The 20956-nt window shown below is 65.8% G+C and carries 20 protein-coding genes, 1 tRNA gene and 1 pseudogene; 9 read left to right on the forward strand and 13 right to left on the reverse strand.

Annotated features, from left to right (window positions below):
• Entirely contained in the window at window positions 1-933 is a 933-nt protein-coding gene (rlmB, locus tag MHX64_RS08720) for a 23S rRNA (guanosine(2251)-2'-O)-methyltransferase RlmB (protein WP_239357156.1), read from the forward strand.
• Here the strand turns inward: rlmB and MHX64_RS08725 are convergent.
• From MHX64_RS08725 to MHX64_RS08750, 6 genes are read right to left on the reverse strand one after another with little or no spacing between them, the layout of a single operon-like run.
• On the reverse strand, window positions 908-1678 hold the full coding sequence (locus tag MHX64_RS08725) for a PHB depolymerase family esterase (RefSeq protein ID WP_239357158.1): 771 nt from the start codon (window positions 1676-1678) through the stop codon (window positions 908-910). The two genes, rlmB and MHX64_RS08725, sit on opposite strands and share 26 nt — an antisense overlap.
• Window positions 1660-2355, reverse strand: a complete 696-nt coding sequence (locus MHX64_RS08730; protein WP_239357159.1) for a trehalose-phosphatase — start codon at window positions 2353-2355, stop codon at window positions 1660-1662. The genes MHX64_RS08725 and MHX64_RS08730 overlap by 19 nt, the downstream gene beginning before the upstream one ends.
• Window positions 2352-2735 carry an META domain-containing protein gene (locus MHX64_RS08735; RefSeq protein ID WP_239307627.1) on the reverse strand — a complete coding sequence of 128 codons (384 nt, stop codon included), beginning with the start codon at window positions 2733-2735 and terminating at the stop codon, window positions 2352-2354. The genes MHX64_RS08730 and MHX64_RS08735 overlap by 4 nt, the downstream gene beginning before the upstream one ends.
• Window positions 2732-4009, reverse strand: coding sequence for a trehalose-6-phosphate synthase (locus MHX64_RS08740; RefSeq protein ID WP_239357160.1), 1278 nt, complete (start codon window positions 4007-4009; stop codon window positions 2732-2734). The genes MHX64_RS08735 and MHX64_RS08740 overlap by 4 nt, the downstream gene beginning before the upstream one ends.
• Window positions 4010-4360: a hypothetical protein gene (locus MHX64_RS08745; protein WP_181889051.1), complete on the reverse strand. Its 351-nt coding sequence runs from the start codon at window positions 4358-4360 to the stop codon at window positions 4010-4012.
• A 53-nt stretch (window positions 4361-4413) separates the two neighbouring features.
• Complete coding sequence (locus tag MHX64_RS08750) at window positions 4414-5727, reverse strand: threonine/serine exporter ThrE family protein (RefSeq protein WP_239357174.1); 1314 nt, start codon at window positions 5725-5727, stop codon at window positions 4414-4416.
• A gap of 207 nt (window positions 5728-5934) precedes the next feature.
• On the opposite strand from MHX64_RS08750, the gene MHX64_RS08755 reads away from it, so the two are divergent.
• The 3 genes from MHX64_RS08755 (at window position 5935) to MHX64_RS08765 (ending at window position 8264) form a co-directional block, all read left to right on the forward strand.
• Window positions 5935-6010 (forward strand) — tRNA-Thr (locus MHX64_RS08755).
• Window positions 6011-6175: 165 nt separating this feature from the next.
• On the forward strand, window positions 6176-6883 hold the full coding sequence (locus tag MHX64_RS08760; protein WP_239307630.1) for a response regulator transcription factor: 708 nt from the start codon (window positions 6176-6178) through the stop codon (window positions 6881-6883).
• Window positions 6884-6887: 4 nt separating this feature from the next.
• Window positions 6888-8264, forward strand: coding sequence for a cell wall metabolism sensor histidine kinase WalK (locus MHX64_RS08765; protein ID WP_239357161.1), 1377 nt, complete (start codon window positions 6888-6890; stop codon window positions 8262-8264).
• Here the strand turns inward: MHX64_RS08765 and MHX64_RS08770 are convergent.
• On the reverse strand, window positions 8242-8658 hold the full coding sequence (locus MHX64_RS08770) for an HIT family protein (RefSeq protein ID WP_239307632.1): 417 nt from the start codon (window positions 8656-8658) through the stop codon (window positions 8242-8244). The genes MHX64_RS08765 and MHX64_RS08770 overlap by 23 nt on opposite strands.
• Window positions 8659-8689: 31 nt before the next feature.
• On the opposite strand from MHX64_RS08770, the gene purD reads away from it, so the two are divergent.
• Window positions 8690-9937, forward strand: coding sequence for a phosphoribosylamine--glycine ligase (purD, locus tag MHX64_RS08775; RefSeq protein ID WP_239357163.1), 1248 nt, complete (start codon window positions 8690-8692; stop codon window positions 9935-9937).
• The gene (gene purB / locus MHX64_RS08780; RefSeq protein WP_370642123.1) at window positions 9934-11370 is read left to right on the forward strand and encodes an adenylosuccinate lyase; all 1437 of its coding nucleotides are present in this window, start codon (window positions 9934-9936) and stop codon (window positions 11368-11370) included. The genes purD and purB overlap by 4 nt, the downstream gene beginning before the upstream one ends.
• Here the strand turns inward: purB and MHX64_RS08785 are convergent, their stop codons facing one another.
• Window positions 11371-11898 (reverse strand): hypothetical protein, encoded by a 528-nt coding sequence (locus MHX64_RS08785; RefSeq protein ID WP_181889046.1) that lies wholly within the window; start codon window positions 11896-11898, stop codon window positions 11371-11373.
• Window positions 11899-11917: 19 nt separating this feature from the next.
• On the opposite strand from MHX64_RS08785, the gene MHX64_RS08790 reads away from it, so the two are divergent.
• Both MHX64_RS08790 and MHX64_RS08795 read left to right on the forward strand, forming a co-directional pair.
• Window positions 11918-12814: a phosphoribosylaminoimidazolesuccinocarboxamide synthase gene (locus MHX64_RS08790; RefSeq protein ID WP_239357165.1), complete on the forward strand. Its 897-nt coding sequence runs from the start codon at window positions 11918-11920 to the stop codon at window positions 12812-12814.
• Window positions 12811-14892: a S9 family peptidase gene (locus MHX64_RS08795; RefSeq protein ID WP_239357167.1), complete on the forward strand. Its 2082-nt coding sequence runs from the start codon at window positions 12811-12813 to the stop codon at window positions 14890-14892. The genes MHX64_RS08790 and MHX64_RS08795 overlap by 4 nt, the downstream gene beginning before the upstream one ends.
• Here MHX64_RS08795 and MHX64_RS08800 read toward each other — a convergent pair.
• A complete protein-coding gene (locus tag MHX64_RS08800) occupies window positions 14889-16364 on the reverse strand; it encodes a DUF222 domain-containing protein (protein ID WP_181889043.1) in 1476 nt (491 codons plus the stop codon). The two genes, MHX64_RS08795 and MHX64_RS08800, sit on opposite strands and share 4 nt — an antisense overlap.
• Before the next feature lie 142 nt (window positions 16365-16506).
• Here MHX64_RS08800 and MHX64_RS08805 point away from each other — a divergent pair, with 142 nt between their 5' ends.
• Entirely contained in the window at window positions 16507-17181 is a 675-nt protein-coding gene (locus MHX64_RS08805) for a DUF2334 domain-containing protein (RefSeq protein ID WP_239357168.1), read from the forward strand.
• Here MHX64_RS08805 and MHX64_RS08810 read toward each other — a convergent pair.
• The 4 genes and pseudogenes from MHX64_RS08810 to MHX64_RS08825 form a co-directional block, all read right to left on the reverse strand.
• A complete protein-coding gene (locus MHX64_RS08810; RefSeq protein ID WP_239357169.1) occupies window positions 17178-17996 on the reverse strand; it encodes a metal ABC transporter permease in 819 nt (272 codons plus the stop codon). The genes MHX64_RS08805 and MHX64_RS08810 overlap by 4 nt on opposite strands.
• Window positions 17993-18664, reverse strand: a complete 672-nt coding sequence (locus tag MHX64_RS08815) for a metal ABC transporter ATP-binding protein (protein WP_239357170.1) — start codon at window positions 18662-18664, stop codon at window positions 17993-17995. The genes MHX64_RS08810 and MHX64_RS08815 overlap by 4 nt, the downstream gene beginning before the upstream one ends.
• An 11-nt stretch (window positions 18665-18675) precedes the next feature.
• On the reverse strand, window positions 18676-19461 hold the full coding sequence (locus MHX64_RS08820; RefSeq protein WP_239357171.1) for a metal ABC transporter solute-binding protein, Zn/Mn family: 786 nt from the start codon (window positions 19459-19461) through the stop codon (window positions 18676-18678).
• 220 nt (window positions 19462-19681) lie between these two features.
• Window positions 19682-20956, reverse strand: a pseudogene (locus tag MHX64_RS08825) (hypothetical protein); the annotation flags it as partial.

The following is a 20956-nucleotide window of genomic DNA, read 5'->3' on the forward strand; positions in this document are numbered from 1 at the left end:
ATGGCGAAACCGTACGAGCGGCCCGACAAGCAAAAGAAGAACAAGAAGGGCCCCACGAAGGGCTCCGGCGGGCAACGCCGCCGCGGGCTGCGCGGCAAGGGCGCGACCCCGAAGGCGGAGGACCGCGTCTACCACGCCGCGCACAAGCGCAAGCTGGACCGCCAGCGCCGCGCGCAGGGACGCCACGACCGCGAGGTCGCCGACATGGTGGTCGGCCGCAACCCGGTGGTGGAGTGCCTGAAGGCGAAGGTGCCGGCGGAGGCGCTGTACGTGGTCGCTGGTACCGGCCACGACGAGCGGCTGAGCGAGGCGGTCGGCATGGCCAACTCCAAGGGCATTCCGGTGCACGAGGTGCCACGCCAGCAGCTCGACGCGATGACCGGCAACGGCATGCACCAGGGTGTCGGCCTGAAGATCCAGCCGTACAAGTACGCCGACTTGGACGATTTGCTCGAGTCCGTGGACGGACCCGGCATGTTCGTGGTGCTGGACAACATCACGGACCCGCGCAACCTTGGCGCCGTGATCCGCTCGACCGCGGCGTTCGGGGGAAACGGCGTGATTATCCCGGAGCGCCGCTCGGCGCAGGTCACCGGCGTGGCGTGGAGGACCTCCGCAGGCACCGCGGCCCGCCTGCCCGTGGCGCGCGTGACCAACGTGACCCGCACCGTCAAGCAGTTCCAGGACAACGGCTACACCGTCGTCGGCCTCGACGCGGGCGGCGAGCACACCCTGGACACCTTCGACCAGGCCACCGACAACGTGGTCATCGTCGTCGGCTCCGAAGGCAAGGGGATTTCGCGCCTGGTGCGCGAAAACTGCGACGTCATCATGTCCGTGCCCATGGAGGACTGGGTCGAATCCCTCAACGCCTCCGTCGCGGCGGGCGTGGTGCTAAGCGAATTCGCTAGGCAAAGAAGAACTCGCGGATAAGCTCCCCGCCGGTCGGCGACTTCGGGTTATATCCCAGGCGCGGGTCGAGGTCCTTGTTTACCGGAACCATGTGCCCGGCGCCCTCGAGGGAGACGAGGCGGACCGGGTGCTCGCCGGCCCAATCGTCGACGCGGAGCTTCTCGCTTATCGACGTCTCGTGGCCGACGCACCCGTTCAGTTCCGCAAAGAACTCGGCGGAGTTTGTGGCGGAGCGGGTTTCTCCCCGGTTGTTGCCGCCGATGCCGGCCATACCGCCGTCGTAAGGCACGAGCTTGTCTTTTGTTCCCTGCACGGCCAGGAGTTGCGTCGGCTGGTAGTTGTCGGCGGTGGTCAGGGTGTTGTCTTCGGTGGGCATCGACGCGCCGAAGGTGGCGGCGCCGGTGAGCAGGCCTGGGGCGTCGAAAAGCAGGCGCATGATCATTTGCCCGCCGTTGGAGAACCCGCAGCCGATGACGGTGTCGGCGTTGTAGCGCTCGACGACCTTTGTGAGGAAGCCGACGTCGTCGATGCGCATGCGGCGCGCGTCCTCGTTGAAGCCCGCGCGCAGGTCGTTGAAGTGGTGCTTGATGCCGTCCGGGTAGACCACGGTGGGGCCGAGGCCCTCGAAGGTGCGGTCGGTGAAGTTGCGCAGCACGTTGCCGGATTGCAGCGAGCCGTGCAAGACCAGCAGGAGGGTGTTGGTCGTGCCTTCGATCTCGATCCAGCGGCGCTCGTGGCCCTGGTGGACTAGCGCGTGGCGCTCCATGCTTCCCTTTCGTCGGCGAGTTGGGTGAGCAATTGTGCCATGGCGTCGACATTTGGGACTCGGCGGGTCGCCCGCGACGGCTTTGTTCCAACTTTGATGCCGAGGTCGTGTTCCTCGAGCACCGCCATCGCGTGCTCGTCCGTGTCGTCGTCGCCGGCGAAAATGGTGCGGTCAAATGCCTGCTTGTAGGCGTTGAGCCAGGTGCCCTTCGTGATCTCCACCGCGGAAAACTCCACCACGTTGTGGCCCTGGGTTTTCGGCCGGCCTTGCGTGTCGATGGCGTTCGCCGCGGCGAGGATGGCTTTGGCTGCGGTTGGGTTTTGTACCTTCGCCACGTGGAGGACGCGCTGGTACGGCTTGACCTCCACGTAGGCGCCGTCGGTGGCGAGGGCGTTTAGCTGGTTTTCGATGTGGTCGAGGTAATTTTGGTCCTCTTGTCCAAGTTGCGGCCCCGGCTCCGCGCCGTGGGAGCCGATGATTGTTACTGGGAGGTCCGCCGGAAGGACCTGCTTGATGCCCGCAATGTGGCGGCCGGAGAGGATGGCCACCTCGGTGTCGCGGATGGCTGCGAGGCGGCGGATGGCGGCCTCTGCATCTGGGTGCATGCGCACCGCGTACGGGTCCGGGTCCAGCTCTGCGAGGGTGCCGTCGAAATCCAGGCAAACAAGGAGCCTCATCGCATCAGCCTTATCGTTTCGCCGGATTCTGCTACCAGGATCATCTCGAAGTCGGCGGGGTGGGAGACCTGGAAGGACGTGTTTTCGGTGAGGAGATGAGCGAGCTGGTCGTGGGTGTGGCGGGCCCAGCCGGAGCAATCGCCCGGGTCGCTCAGCGTGATGTCTTCCAGCGTGATGGTGTCTTCGCCCTCGAAGGAGCCGGACACGTCGGCGCAGCCGGTGGTGCCGGTGAACCTCTGGTCGTCGATACGCACGCGCGCCACCGACGCCTCAGTGGCGGGCTGGTCCTCGCTGGTGCGCAGCGAGACCACTTGCCACGTCGGTGCCGGCGCGCAGGCAGCCAGGGCGAATAGCGGCAGGATTGTTAGAGCGCGCTTCACAGCTCCTCCAGGAACGATTTCGCCCACGCGGCCACATCGTGCTCCATCACCCAGTCATGCATGTGGCGCATGCGCGCCGGATCCGGGTCGGTGGCCGCGAGGATCGCCTCCTTGATGGATTCCAGGTCAAACGGGTTGCACAAATACGCCTGGTTGAGTTCCACGGCGGCGCCCGCGAACTCGGAGAGCACCAACGCGCCGTCCGCGTCCGGGTGGGCCGCCACATACTCCTTCGCCACCAGATTCATGCCGTCCTTGAACGGGGTGACCAGCATGATGTCCGCGGCCGCGTAAAAGGTGCCCAGCTGCTCCTTCGGGACGCTGCGGTGCACATAATGCACGACCGGACGGCCCACCTCGCCGAAGCGGCCGTTGATGCGCCCGATGGCCTCCTCGACCTCCTTGCGGGTGGTGCGGTAGTGCTCGATACGCTCGCGCGACGGGGTCGCGATCTGGACAAAGGCGATGTCGTCGAGCTTGCCCTCCTCCAGAAGCGATTCGATGGCGAGCAGGCGCTGCAGGATGCCCTTTGTGTAGTCCAGGCGGTCCACACCGAGCAGCAGGTGCCGCGGGCTGCCGACGGCGCCGCGTAACGCGTTGACCTGGTGCTGCGTGGCGGTCGCTATCTCCCCCGAATCGATGGAGATAGGGAAGGTGCCGGTGCGGATGTCGTCGGTGAGCAGGCGGAAGTTGTCCTCGTCAGTGTGGCGCTGGAAACCGATCAGGTCGCAACCCTTCAGCCCCTCGAGGATCTCGTCGCGCCACGGCAACTGCTGGAACAACGCCGGGGCGGGGAAGGGGATGTGCAGGAAAAACCCGATGGTCACGTCCGGGCGGAGCGTTTTGAGCATCCCCGGGACAAGCTGGAGCTGGTAGTCCTGCACCCACACCGTGGCATCTTCGGCGGCGGCCTTAGCGGTCGCCTCCGCGAACTTGCGGTTCACCTCGACGTAACGGTCCCACCAGGCCTGGTTGTACTCCGGCTGGACAATCAGATCGTGGTAGAGCGGCCAGAGCGTGGAGTTGGAGAAGCCCTCATAGAAGCCCTCGAAATCATCCTGGTCCAGGGTGACAGGCAGAAGGGAAATGCCGCCGAACTCGAACGGCTCGAGCGTTTCGCCGATGTTGCCGGGCCACCCCACCCAGCAGCCCTCGCGGGCGCGCAACACCGGGGCGAGGGCAGCGACAAGGCCACCCGGGGAGACCTCGTAGTGGTCTCCCACTTTGTCCACCGGCAGGCGGTTCGCCACTACGACGAACTCGTTGTCCCCCATTTAGGCCTTCTTGGCAGTCTTCTTCGTCGACTTCTTGGTGGCTTTCTTCTTCGTCGCCTTTTTCTTGGAAGCCTTCTTGGTCGACTTTTTCTTGGTGGCCTTCTTTTTGGTTGCCTTCTTCTTGGTGGCCTTCTTCGGTGCCTCCTCCTCGGCCTCCTGCTCGAGCTCCTCGACGTACCGCTTGTACACGAAGCCCTTCGGGGCAACTCCCAGCATGGACATCAGCGTTACGCCGTCCAGGAAATCTTCGGCGTAGGTTGCCACGATCCGACGGGCACCCGAAGCCGTCTGCTCCTCAACAGCGTGCATCGCCTCGGCGGTAGGGCGCGAATCAGTGATCTTGGGTGGCACTACGGTCTCCTTCTAGCATCAGGCGTCAAGGGTTTTCATCCTACGCGATGAACTTATCTGCGTCGCCGCACCCTGAGCAGCTGCTCGAACGTGAAGCGGCCAGCGCGTTTGAACGCTTGGTACGGCACATACAGCTGCGGCCGGCGGATGCGGCGGGCGACCCACTCACCGAACACCACACCCGCGGCCAAAGCCATGCAGGTGCCGATGGCGGTGAACAAGTTCATCATGCCCAGCAGCATCTGTTCGTTCATCAATGCGTACATGCCGCGGTAGATCCACGAGCCGGGCAGGAACGGCGTCACACCCGCCACGGCCGTGATCACCGGGTTGATCAAGAACCGGCGGGAAATCAGGCCGCCGACGAGGCCCACCACAATCGCGCACGCCGCAGTGGCCGACAGCCTGCCCAAGCCCAGCGGTGCGAGCAGAATGTAGTAGCAGGCGGAGCCGAGCGCGGCGGTGACAAACGACAGGATGATCGCGGCACGCTCCGCGAAACAGCACACCGCAAACGCCGCCGCGGCCATCCCGCCGCCGACCACGGTGAGCAGGGCGTTCGAGTACGCGGCGCTGCCGGGTAGAAGCTCGATCGGCGGCAGCGGCATGCCCACCATTTCCGAGACCGCCACGCCGCTGGCCACGCCAGCCACGATGCCGCCGGTGTTCAGCATGGCCGAGAAGAAGCGGGCGGAGGCGTTTAAGGGCGAGCCGGTGACGCCGTCGAGAAGCGATTGCACAAGCGTCAGACCCGCGAGTAGCACGATGATGCCCGTCGCGATGAGCTGGCTGGGCACAATTGTGTGTCCGATCGACGCCGAGAAGTCGTAGGTGATTGCGGCCGGGACCGTGGCGAGGAAACCGCCGATGACGTTATGGAAAAACGCGGGCAGGCCGCCGCGCGAGAGCAGCTTGTTGAAGCCCATGATGAGGAAGGCCGTTAGGCCACCGACCGTCATCATCAGCAGGTCCCCGCCCAACAGCATGGCCACGAAGAACCCCATCACCGTCCAGCCAGCGAGGTTGCGGGTGTTGCGGTGGGGGATCGGGGAGGTGTCGATGTCGTTGAGGATCCGCTCCGCCATCTCCGGCGGGGTCGCGCCGGATCGGATCGAGCGGATCAGGCGGTCGACTTCCTGTAGCTTGTGGTAGTTCTCGCTGATCATCGTGACCACGCGGAACACATTCACCGGGGTGCGCTGATCCACGCCGATGATCGTGTTGAGCGTGATCGTGTTCACCGTGATCGAAACATGCACGTAGTGCAGGCCGTAGGAGGAACACACCGTGTGGATCTGCTTCGCCGCATCCGCGGACGTGGTCGCGTTGGCAATGAGGATCTCCCCGATGCGCGCAGCGATGTTCATCACCGCCGCGACCTCGGCGGGATCTGCCAAGTTAATGGGCGCGAGGACGGACGGCGGCGGGGACGTGCGGGCCTCGTCAATCGTTGCCACACGCTGCCGCGAGCCGGAAATCCTCTCCCACAATGAGTTACCTTCTGCCACACGCTCACACTATCGGTTGGGCAGTTATGTCGCAGGTGTGGGGCGTGTGTAAGATTTTGCTGCACTGCTGGAGTGGCGCAATTGGTAGCGCAACGGTCTTGTAAACCGTAGGTTGCGGGTTCAAGTCCCGTCTCCAGCTCCAATTCTTTTTGTGGGGCTTGTTGTGGGGAGACATTTCGGGGGAAGTCCGCTAGAGCCATTCAGTAGACGTACAGGAAACGTGCAGACTTGTGCGGTTTAATCGCTCTATCTTGTTGGCAACGCAGAAATTGCCGCTGAAATGGCAACGAAACGGAAAGTGATTGACATGGCAGACAACTCGCAGAACCTGAAGGTGCTCGTCGTCGACGACGAACCGAACATCGTGGAGCTGTTAACTGTTTCCCTGAAGTTCCAAGGGTTCGAGGTGGAGACCGCAAACTCCGGTGCCGCAGCCATCGAACTCGCGCATTCCTGGAAACCGGACGCCTACATCCTCGACGTGATGATGCCGGAGATGGACGGCTTCGAGCTGCTGAGCAAGCTGCGCGCCGAAGGCTTGGACGCGCCGGTGCTCTTCCTCACCGCCAAGGACGCGGTGGAAGACCGCATCCACGGCCTGACCATCGGCGCGGACGACTACGTGACCAAGCCGTTCTCCCTCGAAGAGGTGATCACCCGCCTGCGCGTGATCCTGCGCCGCGGCAACGTCAGCGAAGACTCCAACGAAGACACCACCCTGCGCTACGCGGACCTGACGCTCAACGACGACACCCACGAGGTGACCAAGGCCGGCGAGATCGTGGAACTGTCGCCCACCGAGTTCAACCTGCTGCGCTACCTCATGCTCAACGCCGAGGTTGTGGTGTCCAAGGCGAAGATCCTGGACAACGTGTGGCACTACGACTTCGGCGGCGACGGCAACGTGGTCGAGTCCTACATCTCGTATCTGCGCCGCAAGGTGGACACCGGCGACGTGCAGCTCATCCACACCGTCCGCGGCGTCGGCTACGTGCTGCGCACCCCGCGCCAGTAGTGCCATGCCGTATTCGGTGTTGACGGCGCCGTCGAAAAAGCCGCTCAAGCGACAGCTTGTGTCGGTGGTGATGGCGGCAGCCACGATCGGCATCGCGCTCAGTTCGGTGCTGATCTACTTTGTCATGCGCCACTTCCTGTTCGACCGCGCAGACGACCAGCTGCGCGAGGGCATGGCAACGTGGGCGCAGCAAACCCCCGCCTGGCAGTTCAACATCTTGAGCCTGCCCAGCGAGTTCAACCAGGCAACCTTGTACCCCGGCCACGACCAGCTGGTGCCGCGCAGGGGATCGTTGAACCCGCCGGACTACTCGAAGGTGAAGCGCCTCGACCACCCCACGACCATCCCCTCCGTCGACGACAAAGTCCAAGGTGTGAAGTGGCGGGCGATGGCGCACCAGCAGTCCGACGGCACTGTGCAGTACGTGGCCAAATCGCTGGAGACCGAGGCGAAGATGCTGCGCGCGCTCGCCTGGGTGGAAGCCGGCGTGGGCGTGCTGGCGCTGTTCGGCATCGGCGTGGCCGCGAACTACATGGTGGCCCGCGCCCTGGCGCCGCTGAAGATCGTGGAAAACACGGCGCTGGCGATTGCTAACGGTGAAACGGACAGCCGTGTGCCCGCGTGGCCGCGCGAGACGGAAGTGGGCAGTTTGTCCTACGCCATGAACACCATGGTGTCCAAGCTGCAGGACTCGCTGGAGACCGCCCGCACCCAAGAGGAACAGATGCGCCGTTTCGTCGGCGACGCGTCCCACGAGCTGCGCACCCCGCTGACAAGCGTGCGCGGGTACACGGAGCTGTACCGGAAGGGCATGGCGAACGACCCGGACATGGTGCTGGGCAAGATCGACGAAGAGTCCGCACGCATGCAGCTGCTGGTGGAAGACCTGCTGGCGCTGACCCGCGCCGAGGGGGCGCGCCTAGAGAAGAAGCCGATGGACGTGCTGGAGTGGGTGCTTTCCGCAAAGAGCACCGTCGACGCCGCGTTCCCGGACCGCTCCGTGGAGGTCATCACGGACACCCCGGAGATCGCGCAGGTCAACGGCGACCCGGACCGGCTGCACCAGGTGCTGGTGAACCTGATCACCAACGCCTACAAGCACGCGGGCCCGGACGCGGAGGTCACCGTGACCATCCGCAAGAACCTCGACCGCGTCGTCATCGACGTCGCCGACAACGGCTGTGGCATGGAGGCCAAGGACGCGGAGCACATCTTCGAGCGCTTCTACCGCGCCGACTCATCCCGCAACCGCGCCACCGGCGGCTCCGGGCTGGGCCTGGCCATCACCAAGTCCCTCATTGAGGCGCACGGCGGCACCGTGAAGGTGGCCACCGCACCGGGCGAGGGCTCGACGTTTACTATTTCGCTTCCTGCGCTTTAAGGGCTTCTCGGATGGTGTCCGCGGCGGCGTCCATCTTCGCTGCGTCGGTCTCGTCGTGACGCATCGCGGTAGACAGCGAGTAGCCCGACATGTCGTTGGCGGGGAAGACGTGGATGTGGGCGTGCGGCACCTCGAAGCCGGCGATGAGGTAGCCGGCGCGCTCCGCGTTGAACTTCTCCACGATGACCGCGCCAATGTTTTGGGCGACCTCGTTCATGTGCGCCCACAGGTCCGCCGGCATGTCGGTCCACTTGTCAATCTCCTCGACCGGCACGACCAGCGTGTGGCCGTAGGCGACCGGCTCGATGGTGAGGAAGGCGGCGACGGTGTCGTCCTGGTACACGATCCGGCCCGGGATGTCGCCTGCGATGATCTTGCTGAATACGGTGCTCATACTTATCGACGCTACCGGTAAATTGGGGTGCATGCGCATCCTTGTCATCGGCTCGGGCGGCCGCGAACACGCCCTACTCAACGCAATGCAAGGCCACGATCTCACGGTCGCACCGGGCAACGCGGGCATGACCCGCTTAGCGACGGTACGCGCCGTCGACGTCGCCTCGCCCCAGGCCATCGTGGACCTGGCCCGCGAGATTGACGCGGAGCTTGTGGTGATCGGCCCGGAGGTGCCCCTGGTGGCGGGTGCGGCCGACGCGCTCGTCGAAGCCGGCGTGCCGGTGTTCGGCCCGACGAAGGCCGCAGCGCAGCTCGAGGGGTCCAAGGCCTTTGCCAAGGACGTGATGGCGGCGGCGGGGGTGCCCACCGCGTCGGCGACCCGCGTCGAGAAGCTTGAAGACGTCGAGACCGCGCTCGACGAGTACGGCCCGCGCTACGTGGTCAAAGACGACGGCCTGGCAGGCGGCAAGGGCGTGGTGGTCACCGAGGACCGCGCCGCGGCGAAGGCCCACGCGGAGGCGGTGCTCGGGGCTGGCAACCCGGTACTGTTCGAGTCCTTCCTGGAAGGCCCCGAGGTTTCGCTGTTCTGCCTGGTGGACGGCGAGACGGTGGTGCCGCTGCTGCCGGCGCAGGACCACAAGCGCGCCTACGACAACGACGAAGGCCCCAACACCGGTGGCATGGGCGCCTACGCGCCGCTGCCGTGGTTGCCGGAGGACGGGGTCGCGACCATCGTGGATGAGATTGCGCGCCCCGTGGCGGAAGAGATGGTGCGCCGCGGGACCCCGTACCAGGGCCTTTTGTACGTCGGCGCCGCTTGGGGGCCGGACGGCCCGGCCGTGGTGGAGTTCAACGCCCGCTTCGGCGACCCGGAGACACAGGCCGTGCTGTCGCTTTTGGAGACCCCGCTGGCGGACGTGCTGCTCGCCGTCGCCGAGGGCCGCCTGGACGAGGTCGGGGAATTGCAGTGGCGCGACGGGTTCGCCGCCATGGTGGTGCTGGCCGCCGAGGGCTACCCGCAGGCCGCCAAGACTGGAGGTGTGATTACCGGCGAGGCGCTAGACGATCCGACAAAGGTGCTGCACGCCGGCACTGCGTTGGAGGACGGCGAGTATGTTGCCTCCGGCGGCCGCGTGCTCGGCGTCGTCGGGCAGGGCGCGACGCTTGAGGAAGCCGTGGCTGAGGCGTACGAGGTCATTTCGGGCATCGAACTTCCCGGGTCGTTTTACCGCAAGGACATCGCCCGCCCCGCGATCGAAGGAGCGATCTCCCTATGATGAAGGCCGTGAAGCCGAATAACGCGAATGTCCTGAGTAACCGCTACGCCTCCCCGGAGATGGCCACCCTGTGGGCCCCGGAGCACAAGATCATCCTGGAGCGCCAGCTCTGGATCGCGGTGCTGAAGGCGCAGCAGGAGCTCGGCGTTGCCGTGGAGCCGGGCGCGATCGAGGACTACGAGAAGGTCATCGACAAGGTGGACCTGGAGTCCATCGCCTCCCGGGAGAAGATCACCCGCCACGACGTGAAGGCGCGCATTGAGGAGTTCAACGCGCTGGCGGGCCACGAGGAAATCCACAAGGGCATGACCTCGCGCGACCTGACCGAGAACGTGGAGCAGCTCCAGGTGCGCCGCGCCCTCGAGCTCACCCGCGACAAGGCGATCGCGCTGCTGAAGGCCGTGGGCAACCGCGCCGGCGAGTACAAGTCCCTGGTCATGGCGGGCCGCTCCCACAACGTGGCGGCACAGGCGACCACCCTGGGCAAGCGCTTCGCCTCCGCCGCCGACGAGATCCTTGTGGCGGTGGAGCGCATCGAGGAGCTTTTGGAACGGTACCCGCTGCGCGGCATCAAGGGCCCGATGGGCACCGCGCAAGACATGCTCGACCTGATGGGCGGCGACGAGGAGAAGCTTTCGCAGCTAGAGCAGGGCATCGCTTCAGGTCTCGGCTTCGACCGCGTCTTTGATTCGGTGGGGCAGGTCTACCCGCGCTCCCTCGACTTCGACGTCGTGTCCTCGCTGGTGCAGCTGGGCGCGGGCCCGTCCTCGCTGGCGACCACGATTAGACTCATGGCCGGCAACGAGACCGTCACCGAGGGCTTCAAGGAAGGCCAGGTTGGCTCTTCTGCAATGCCGCACAAGATGAACGCGCGTTCCTGCGAGCGCGTCGGCGGCTTCCAGGTGATCCTGCGCGGCTACCTCACGATGGTGGCGGATTTGTCCGGCCAGCAGTGGAACGAGGGCGACGTGTTCTGCTCCGTGGTGCGCCGCGTGGCGCTGCCGGACGCGTTCTTCGCCATCGACGGCCAGCTGGAGACCATGCTCACCGTGCTCGACGAGTTTGGCGCATTCCCGGCCATGATCAACCGCGAACTGGACCGCTACCTGCCGTTTTTGGCCACCACCCGCATCCTCATGGCGTCGGTGCGCGCCGGCGTGGGCCGCGAGACGGCGCACGAGGTGATCAAGGAAAACGCGGTGGCCATGGCGCTGGACATGCGCGAGCGCGGCGCGGAGCAGAACCTGGTGGAGCGTTTGGCCACCGATGAGCGCCTGCCGCTGGATCAGCCGCAGTTGGAGGAGGCGCTTTCGGATCGCCACGCTTTCATCGGCGCGGCCGAGTCTCAGGTGGACCGGGTGCTGGCGAGGGTGCAACAGCTTGTCGACGCGCATCCGCAGGCCGCCGCCTACACCCCGGGCGACATCCTGTAGCTACTCCCAAGTGAGGGTGGTGTCGCGGCTTTTCAGCTCGACGCCGCGGCCGACAATTCCCGGGTCGGCACTGCCCGCCCAGGAAGCAACAAAGCCGGTGTAGGTTTCGTTGGCTTCCAGCTCGCCGGTGTAGCCGGTGATGTCCCAGTCGCCGCAGTAATTCGGGTCGGCCACGTTGGCGGCCAGGGGACCGTCGATAGGCAAAAGCTCCGGCAAGGCGACTGTGACATCCATGGGGAACTCGCCGATGGCAGCCGGGGTGAAGCTGACGGGGAAGCACACGAGGGAGCGGGCGTGCTCGGCGCTGCGGGGCGCGCGGGTGGTGGTGGGCTCATCCACCGTGACCTCCCACTGCACCGGCACGTGGTAGCGCACGTCCTCGGTGACGATCTTGGCGGTCTGCCCAAAGCGGAACGTGGCGCCGTCGCGCGAAGGATAAAACTCCGGCATCTGCCCGCTGAACTCCGAAGGTGCGGTGCACGCTGCGAGAATGAGCGGGAGGAGGACAACGGTAGCGCGGTTTTTCACGGCGCATATACTAGCGCGCATGCGTCCAGAGCTTTCAGATTACTCACACATCTCCGGCGGCAAGGTCCGCGAGATCTACGAGGTGGATGAGCAGACCCTGCTCATGGTCGCGACAGACCGCATCTCCGCCTTCGACTTCTCCCTCGAACCGGCAATCCCGGACAAGGGGCGGATCCTCACCGCCACCTCCATGTTCTTCTTCGACCTGCTTTCCGACGTGCCGAACCACCTGGCCGGCCCGATCGACGACGAACGTATCCCCGAAGACGTCCTCGGCCGCGCCATGGTGGTGAAGAAGCTGGACATGGTGCCGTTCGAGTGCGTGGCCCGCGGCTACCTCACCGGCTCCGGCAAGAAGGAATACGACGCCACCGGCCGAGTTTGCGGCGTGAAGCTGCCCGAGGGGCTGACCGAGGCGTCCAAGCTGGACGAGCCGATCTTCACCCCCGCCACCAAAGCCGAGCAGGGCGACCACGACATCAACGTCACCTTCGAGCGCATGGCAGGAAAGCTCGGCGCGGACCTTGCCGAGCGCCTGCGGGACGCCACGCTCGAGGTGTACCGCCGCGCCGCCGACTACGCGGAGAGCAAGGGCATTATCCTCGCTGACACCAAGCTCGAGTTCGGCCTGGACGAAAACGGCGAGCTCGTGCTTGCCGACGAAGTGCTCACGCCCGATTCTTCCCGCTACTGGCCCGCTGACAGCTACGAAGAAGGCCGCAGCCAACCCAGCTTTGACAAGCAATACGTGCGCAACTGGCTCACCGGCCCGAAGTCCGGCTGGGACCAGGAGGAAGGCTCCACGCCGCCGGAGCTGCCCGGCTCCGTCGTGGAGGCCACCCGCGACCGCTACATCGAGGCGTACGAGCGGCTTTCCGGCCGCCGCTTCTCCGAGTGGCCGGGGGAGCATGCATGATCCCACCCTTAGCTGACAAGCGCCCGATTGTCCGCAAGTTTCACGGCCGCGAGTTCGTGGACAACTACGAGTGGCTGCGCGACAAGGACAACCCCGAAGTTCTCGCGCACCTTGAGGCGGAGAACGCCTACACGGAGGAGAAAACGTCCGCGTGGTCCGGGCTGGTGGACGACGTCTACGGCGAGATCAAATCCCGCATCAAAGAGACCGACATGTCCGTGCCGCAGCGCCAGGGCGACTGGTGGTACTACGGCCGCACCATCGAGGGCAAGGACTACGGCATCTCCTGCCGCATCCCAACCGCGGAAGACCCGTGGACCCCGCCCGAGGTCACCGAAGACATGCCTGGAGAGCAAGTGCTTCTCGACGTCAACGAGCTCGCCGCCGGGCACGAGTTCTTCGCGCTCGGGGCATCGTCCGTGTCCACCTCCGGGCGCCTGCTCGCGTACTCCTTCGACACCGAAGGCGACGAGCGCTTCACCATGCGGTTCAAAAACCTGGACACCGGCGAGCTGCTCGACGACGAAATCGAGGGCGTGTTCTACGGCGCTACCTGGGCGGGCGAGGACTACCTGTTCTACGTCCGCTGCGACGACGCCTGGCGCCCCCACCAGATCTGGCGCCACAAGCTGGGCACGCCCGCCGCCGAAGACGTGCTGGTGTACGAGGAAACCGACGAGAAGTTCGGCGTCGGTGTGGGCGCGGACCGCGCGGAACGCTTCCTCATGATCATCGCATCGTCGTCGCTGACCTCCGAGTACCGCGTGCTCGACTTGGCTGACCCCACCGGCGAGTTTGAGGTGCTGTGGGAGCGCGAAGCGGGCATCGAGTACCACCCGGACTTCTGCGTCGTCGACGGCGAAGAGCAGTGGGTGGTCACCCACAACGCGCACGGGGCGAACTTCTGCGTTGCTGCGACACCTGTCGGTGATTTGCCGCCCCTGCGGGAGCTGCCCGTGCTGGTGGAGCACTCCGAGACCGTGCGCATCGAAGCGATCGACACCTACCGCGACTTCATGTTCATGGCGTACCGGCGTGGCGGGATCCCGCGGCTGGCCGTGGCAACGCTCGACGGCGGCTTCGGCGAGTTCAAGGAGCTGGAATTTTCTGAGGAGCTCTACACCGTCGGCCTCGGCGGCAACCCGGAGTGGGACGCCCCGGTGGTGCGCATCGGGTACTCCTCCTACACCCAGCCCTCGCAGGTGCTGGACTACACGGTGGCGACCGGCGAGCTGACCCTGCTGAAGGAAAAAGAGGTCGAGGGCGGCTACAACCCGGACGAGTACGAGGCTTACCGCGAGTGGGCAACCGCCCCGGACGGCGAGCAGGTGCCGATTTCGGTGGTGCGCCGCAAGGGCGTCGAAGGCCCCGCGCCCGCGCTGCTGTACGGCTACGGCTCGTATGAGGCATCGACGGACCCCGGGTTTTCGGTGGCGCGGTTGAGTCTGCTCGACCGCGGCATGGTGTGGGTGTGCGCCCACGTGCGCGGCGGCGGCGAGATGGGCCGCGCGTGGTACGACAACGGCAAGATGCTGCACAAGGCAAACACGTTCACGGACTTCATCGCGTGCGCCGACCGCGTCGTGGAGCTGGGCCTGACCACCCCCAAGCAGTTGGTGGCCGAGGGCGGCTCCGCCGGTGGGCTGCTCATGGGCGCTGTGGCGAACATGGCGCCGGAGAAGTTCGCCGGCATCCTCGCGATCGTGCCGTTCGTGGACCCGCTGACCTCCATCCTCAAGCCCGAGCTTCCGCTGACGGTGGGGGAGTGGGAAGAGTGGGGCGACCCGTACCACGACCCCGAGGTGTACGACTATATGGCGACCTACGCCCCGTACGAGAACGTCGCCGCGCAGGACTACCCGGACATTCTCGCGGTGACGAGCTTGAACGACACCCGCGTGCTCTACGTCGAGCCCGCGAAGTGGGTGGCCAAGCTGCGCGAGGTGGGCACCGCAGGCGAGATCCTGCTGAAGACGGAGATGTCCGCAGGGCACGGCGGCGTGTCCGGCCGCTACGCCAAGTGGAAGCAGACCGCGTTCGAGTACGCGTGGACGCTGGTGAAGGCCGAGGCGGTTTAACCGTCCGGGTCGAATAGGGCAGGGTCCGGCGGGCGGTTGTGGTTGCCGCCGTGCCGGGACCTCGCCTTTTTGGCAAGCCTCTGACCAGGTGAATTGCGGTACTGGTAGGTGGTTGTGTGCCTGGGTGGGTCCCCGTTGGCGGGGTGGTAGTGCACGTCGCCGGTGTCGGGGTCCCGGCCGAAATGGCCTTTGTTTCCGGCACCGTCTTTGTTGTCGTTGTTGCACATGTGGTGCTCGCGGCACAGCAGCACCAGGTTTTCGATGCTGGTGAGCCCGCCACTGAGGTAGGAATCCAAGTGGTGGGCCTCGAGCTCGACACCCGGCTTGGTGCAGCCGTTCCACGCGCACACGCCCTGCATGGCCAGCAGCACGAGCCTCTGTTCCACGGAGGCTAGGCGGGTGCGTCCGAGGGAAAGCGGGACGCCGGTAGCGGAGTCGAGTTGGAGGATGAAGCTGTCCCCGGCAAGCCCCAAACGCACAATGTCGAGCGGGGTCAGCGACACCGAGGTGTTGGTGGGGAACTCGGTGAAGGCGTCCGCCTCCAAAAGGTCGTCGAGGGTCAGCGTGATCACCACCGTGCCCACGCCGCCCCGGGACTTCGTGGCAACGTCGCCGTAGCGGTCCAGCACGTTCAAGAGCTGGTCCAGGCGGCGCTGGTGCTTCCGTCGGCTGTCCCGTTTCGCCGCGTCCTCGCCCTCCATGTTGGACCCCATGTGGTCGCCGGCGGCGAGGCAGGCCTCCAGCTTCGCCCGTGACGCGGCGTCGAGGTAGCCACTGAAAGGGGAGCCGCCGTCCGCGTCCGGTTCCCCGAGCCAGATGCCGCGCTTCTTCCACGCGGCGAGGGGGTCTTTCTCGCCGTCGTAGTCGCGTCCGCGCTTGTTGGCGCGCTTGACCTGGTCGCGGACGAACTTCCGGAGTTCTTCGGCGGTGAGGGACTCGGCCGCCTCCATCGCTTCGGCCAGGATCTCCTGGTAGCCGGGGTTGGCGTGCTCGTTGAGGTCTTTCAGTGCGTCGGTGATGATGCGCTTCTTCTCCGCGTTGGCCTTCTCGGCAGCTCGTCGCGCCCGCTCCTGCGCCTCGCGCGCCTTCTTGCGGCGCGCTTCCGCCTCCTGCTCCTTGCGTTCGCGGTCTTCTTTGTTTTCGCTCGGCTCCGGCTCAGGCACCTCGGGTTCGCCGTAGAGCTTCTTGCCCTGCTCCAGGAGCGCGAATGCTTCTCGACGGGACAAGCCCAAGCTCCGTGTCAGATACTCCACGGCGTGGTTCGCGCCGACGAGGGCGCCGGCGCCGTCCCGGTCGCAGAGGAAGGCGAACGCGACGTCCGCGTTGGACAGCAACGGCAGGCAGGCGTGGAGGCGCTCCATGGCCACGTGGGTGGAGGCGAGGTGGAGGGAGTCCGGTTCCCGCATGACGTCGGCAAGCGACCTTAGCCCGGCGACGATTTGGTTGACCGCTTGGTCTAGCACTGCACTCATCTGGAGCACCTCCTTTCTTTGCACTTGGCTACGCATAGTAGAACCCCGTCCGACACGGCCCCGACAACGTAGAACACGTGTGCGAACAGCGCGAGAAAAGTTCACCCGGCGCAGACTGTCTGCGTGTGCGATAATTTCCCCTATGCCTGGGCGCGTGCTTGTCTCCATTTCCTCCATCTTCGACGCGACGTTGGAGGACGTCACCAGCATGGTTCGCGACCTGGACCGCGAGGGGATGCCGGTGTCTCTGCTGGTGGCGCCGCACATCGACAAGAAGTGGCACCTGGCCAAGGATGACGGCACCCGCGCCTGGCTCGCCGAGCAGCTCGGCAACCGCGCGCTCATGCTCAACGGCTTTGACCAGCCGGTGCAGGGAAGGCGCAGCGAGTTTGCCAGTTTGGGCGAGCACGAGGCGAGGCTCTGTCTCAAAGGCGCCACGCGTCAGATGTCGGCGCTCGGTTTCGACTTGGATATGTTCGCGCCGCCGCGCTGGCGCATGTCGGACGGCACGTTAAAGGTGCTCGACGAGTTCGGTTTTACCGTCGCTGCCTCCACGAAGGGCATCTACCGCATCAAGCGGGGCGAGTTTTCCCAGGCGCGCAACCTGTCGGTGGGTGAGGGCTACGGTGCGGCGAAGTGGTGGCGTCGCAACGTGATCAAGGCCGCCGAGCGCGGCGCGGAGAAGGGCAACACGATCCGCTTGTCCGTCTCTGGTCGCGAGCTGGGGCAGAAGAAGGTGCGCCGCGACTTCCTTGCCGCAGCCGCCGCCGCGGTGGAAAAGGGCGCTACGCCGGCGGACTACAGGGAGTACCGCTAGCCGCGTACCCGGCCAATCAGTCGGCACACCAGGTAGATCCCGAACGAGATAAAGGCCACGAACACGCTCACCGGCATACCTGGGGCGAGCGAAAGCACCATCCCGCCTACGGCCGCGACTTCCGCGAACACGATGGACAGCACCACCGCAAGCTTCGGGTTCGCCGTCACCTGAGCGGCGGACGCCCCCGGGGTGATCAGCAGCGACATCACAAGCAACGCGCCGACGATCTGCACTGACTGGGCTGACGCGATGCCCACGAGTACCGCGAACACCAGCGCCATCGTGCGCACGGGAACGCCGCACGCGGCGGCCATCACGGGGTCTGCGGAGGCGAACAGCAGCGGCCGCCACAGGACCAGCACGACGCCTGCAACCAGCACTGTCGTGCCTGCCAGCAGCATCACGTTCTGCGCCGACACGCCAACAATCTGGCCGGTCAGCAGCGCCAGCGCCCGGTTCGAGTTTCCTGGATACAGGTGGATGAACAGCACGGACAAGGCCATGCCGAAGCTCATGGCCACACCTACCGCGGAATCCTGTTGGCCCTTCAGTCCCAGCGCCGCCAGCACCAGGGCAGCGACCACTGCGCCCGCCACGGCGCCGAAACCGACGTTGAGACCGAACAGCAGCGCCGCGGAGGCGCCCATGAGCGCGAGCTCCGAGGTCGCGTGCACCGAAAATGACATCTGGCGCAGCACGATCAGCGGCGCCATCACGCCGGACAACACGCCTAGCAGTGCGCACGCCACCAGCGTCGTCTGCACGAAGTCTTGGCTGAGCAGGTACGAAGTGTCTGCTAAAAACGCACTCACAGGACCACCATCCGTCCGTCAACCTCCACTACATCCACGCGGGTGCCGTAGAGCTCGCTGAGCACCTCGGAGCGCATCACCTCGGACACGCTTCCCACCACGTGGCCCTCCGGGCCCAGGTACAGCACCCTATCCACCACGCCCAGCACAGGGTTGATGGAGTGCGTCACGCACACCACGGCAGCCGGGTGCTCGGCGAGGCGCTGCACTGTGTCGCGTGCGCGGGCGGGGTCAAGGGAGAGCAGGGGCTCGTCGCAAAGCAGGAGCTCCGGCGATTGCGAGAATGCCTGCGCCTGGCGGATCAGCTGTTGCTGGCCGCCGGAGAGCACACCTACGCGCCGCTCGGAAAAGGATTGCGCCCCCACGGAAGCCAATTGCTTATCGACGTCCTCCGGCCTCGCCCGCCTTCCCATCGCCAACGCAACAAGGTCGCGCCCGCGCACCGGCAAGTCCTTCGGAAACATGTGCTGCTGCGGGATGAAGCCGATCTGCCCGTGGACGTTCGCAGCTCCGGAACTGAGCTTGCGCGTGCCCATCAGCGTGCCCAGCAGGGTGGATTTGCCCACGCCGTTTGGGCCGAGCACCGCGATGAATTCGCCGGGCTCGACGGTGAGGGTGAGGTCGCGCCAGAGTGGTTCGACGGCGGCGCTGCGAAGCTCAGCGATCAAATTGGCAATTCCTAGTGGTGGTGGCCGGTCGGCTCAGCGTGGGCTGCGATGTCGGTGATCTGACCCACGATCTCCTCGAAGTAGTCCAGGAAATTCTGGCCGGCCGGGGGCGTCTCCCGAATTTCAACAACGGGAACATTATGCGCCTTCGCCGCATCCGCCAACCGCTGGGTGGCGCTGTTGGTGCTCTGCGGGTTCACAAACAGCATGTCCAGCTCGCCGCGCTCGATCTGCTCCAGGAAGGCCGCCACCGCCGCCGCGGAAGGCTCCTGGTGGTTCAGGCTGGCCTTGATGTATTCCTCGGGCGTGATGTCGTGCAGCTCCGTGCCCCACACCAGGCCGGCCGCGATCGTCTCAGTCATGCCGATGTGCACGTGCGGCACCGCGTTGAGCTTGGATTGGATGTCGCCGATGCGCTGCTTGACGTCTGACGCGTCCCCGCCGGTGCGATCCGCAATGTCCTCTGCGACCTGCAGTACCTTCTCCGGCGCGAACCAGGCGTGCTCGAGCTCGTCCAGGGATTCGGGCATGTGCGCGTGCTCGTGGTCGTGAGCCTCGTGCTCGTCGAGAAGCGGGATTGCGTAGATGATGCGGTCCTGCTCAGCGGCGGTGTAGAGGGCGGCGTCGTACGCGCCGCCGTTGGCCACGACGGTGTCCGCTTCCTTGATTCGCGAGAGGTCCTTCGCGGACGGCTCGTAGTGGTGCGGATCCACCGCATCACCGGTGATGATCGCGTCCACGTCCTCGCCCGTGACCGCCGAGGCCACGTCCGCCCAGACGTTGGTGGTGGCGATCATGTCGCTGCCGCTTGCATCATTGCTTTCCGACGAGCATCCGGCCAGCACTGAACCCGCAAGAGCAGTTGCCGCAATCGCGGCCAGGGGAGAGGGGAGAAAACGATTTCGCATAGGGGATATCCAACCATTATTGGAAACTGTTTTCAATGCAGTAAGCCCCGCCCCGGAAATGTTTCCGGGACGGGGCTATCGCTGAAGGCTGTGCGGCCTTGCCTGGGGGCTACTTAGAGGAACCGCCCTCGGTGGAGCACAGCGTGGCCAGCGTGGCAATCGCCGCGATTGCGAGCGCCGCGCCAGCGATCGGGGCAGCCTTGTCCATCGGGACCGGCAGCTGCTCGCCAATCTTGTTGAGCTGCTCCTTCACCGGAGCCAGCGCCGGAACATCCGCGGTGGCGGCCAGACCCAGCGGGATCAGCGCCAGCAGCGGCAGCGCCATGATGCCCACGGACGGCAGGCAGCGGTCGCTCACGCTGGAACCCTCGCCAGCCGGAGCGTTGGTGCCATTAGCGCCGTCCTGGCCATCCTTGCCGTCGATGCCGTCGCGGCCATCAGCGCCGTCTGCGCCCTTCTCGCCGTCCTTGCCCGGCTTGCCGTCCTGGCCGTCGCGACCGTCTTCGCCCTTCTCGCCATCAGCACCCACGACGCGGCCCAGGTTCTGAGTCTCGCCGTCGGTGTAGGTGAGGACGAGCTCGCCGTTTTCGTTGACGGTGGCCTCTGCGATGCCGCGGCCGTCGGTGCCCGGCTCGCCGTCCTTGCCGTCCTGGCCTGCGGCGCCGGTATCGCCCTTGTCGCCCTTCGGGCCCTGCTCGCCGTCGGCGCCGTTCTTACCCGGCTGACCGTCCTTGCCGTCGATGCCGTCGCGGCCGTCCTTTCCGTCGGCGCCCTTCTTGCCCTTAGCACCGTCCTTGCCATCTTGGCCTGCGGCGCCGGTATCGCCCTTGTCGCCCTTCGGGCCCTGCTCGCCGTCGGCGCCGTTCTTACCCGGCTGACCGTCCTTGCCGTCGATGCCGTCGCGGCCGTCCGTACCATCAGCGCCATCCTTGCCAGGTGCGCCGGTGTCGCCCTTCGGACCCCGCTCGCCGTCCTTGCCAGGCTTGCCGTCGACGCCGTCGCGGCCGTCCGTACCATCAGCGCCATCCTTGCCAGGTGCGCCGGTGTCGCCCTTCGGACCCCGCTCGCCGTCCTTGCCAGGCTTGCCGTCGACGCCATCCTTGCCGTCAGAGCCCTTGTCACCGGTGACCTTGCCCAGGTCCACGGTCTCACCGTCGGAATAGGTAACGATCAGGTGACCTTCGTCGTTGATCTCGAAGGACTTCACACCGCGGCCGTCCTTGCCGTCTTTGCCGTCCTGGCCTGCGGCGCCGGTGTCGCCCTTGTCGCCCTTCGGGCCCTGCTCGCCGTCCTTGCCCGGCTTACCGTCGGCACCGTCCTTACCCGGCTGACCGTCTTTACCGTCGATGCCGTCGCGGCCGTCTTTGCCGTCCTGGCCTGCGGC

It is taken from the genome of Corynebacterium sp. ACRPZ (assembly GCF_022346205.1).
In the GTDB taxonomy this organism is placed as follows: domain Bacteria; phylum Actinomycetota; class Actinomycetes; order Mycobacteriales; family Mycobacteriaceae; genus Corynebacterium; species Corynebacterium lehmanniae.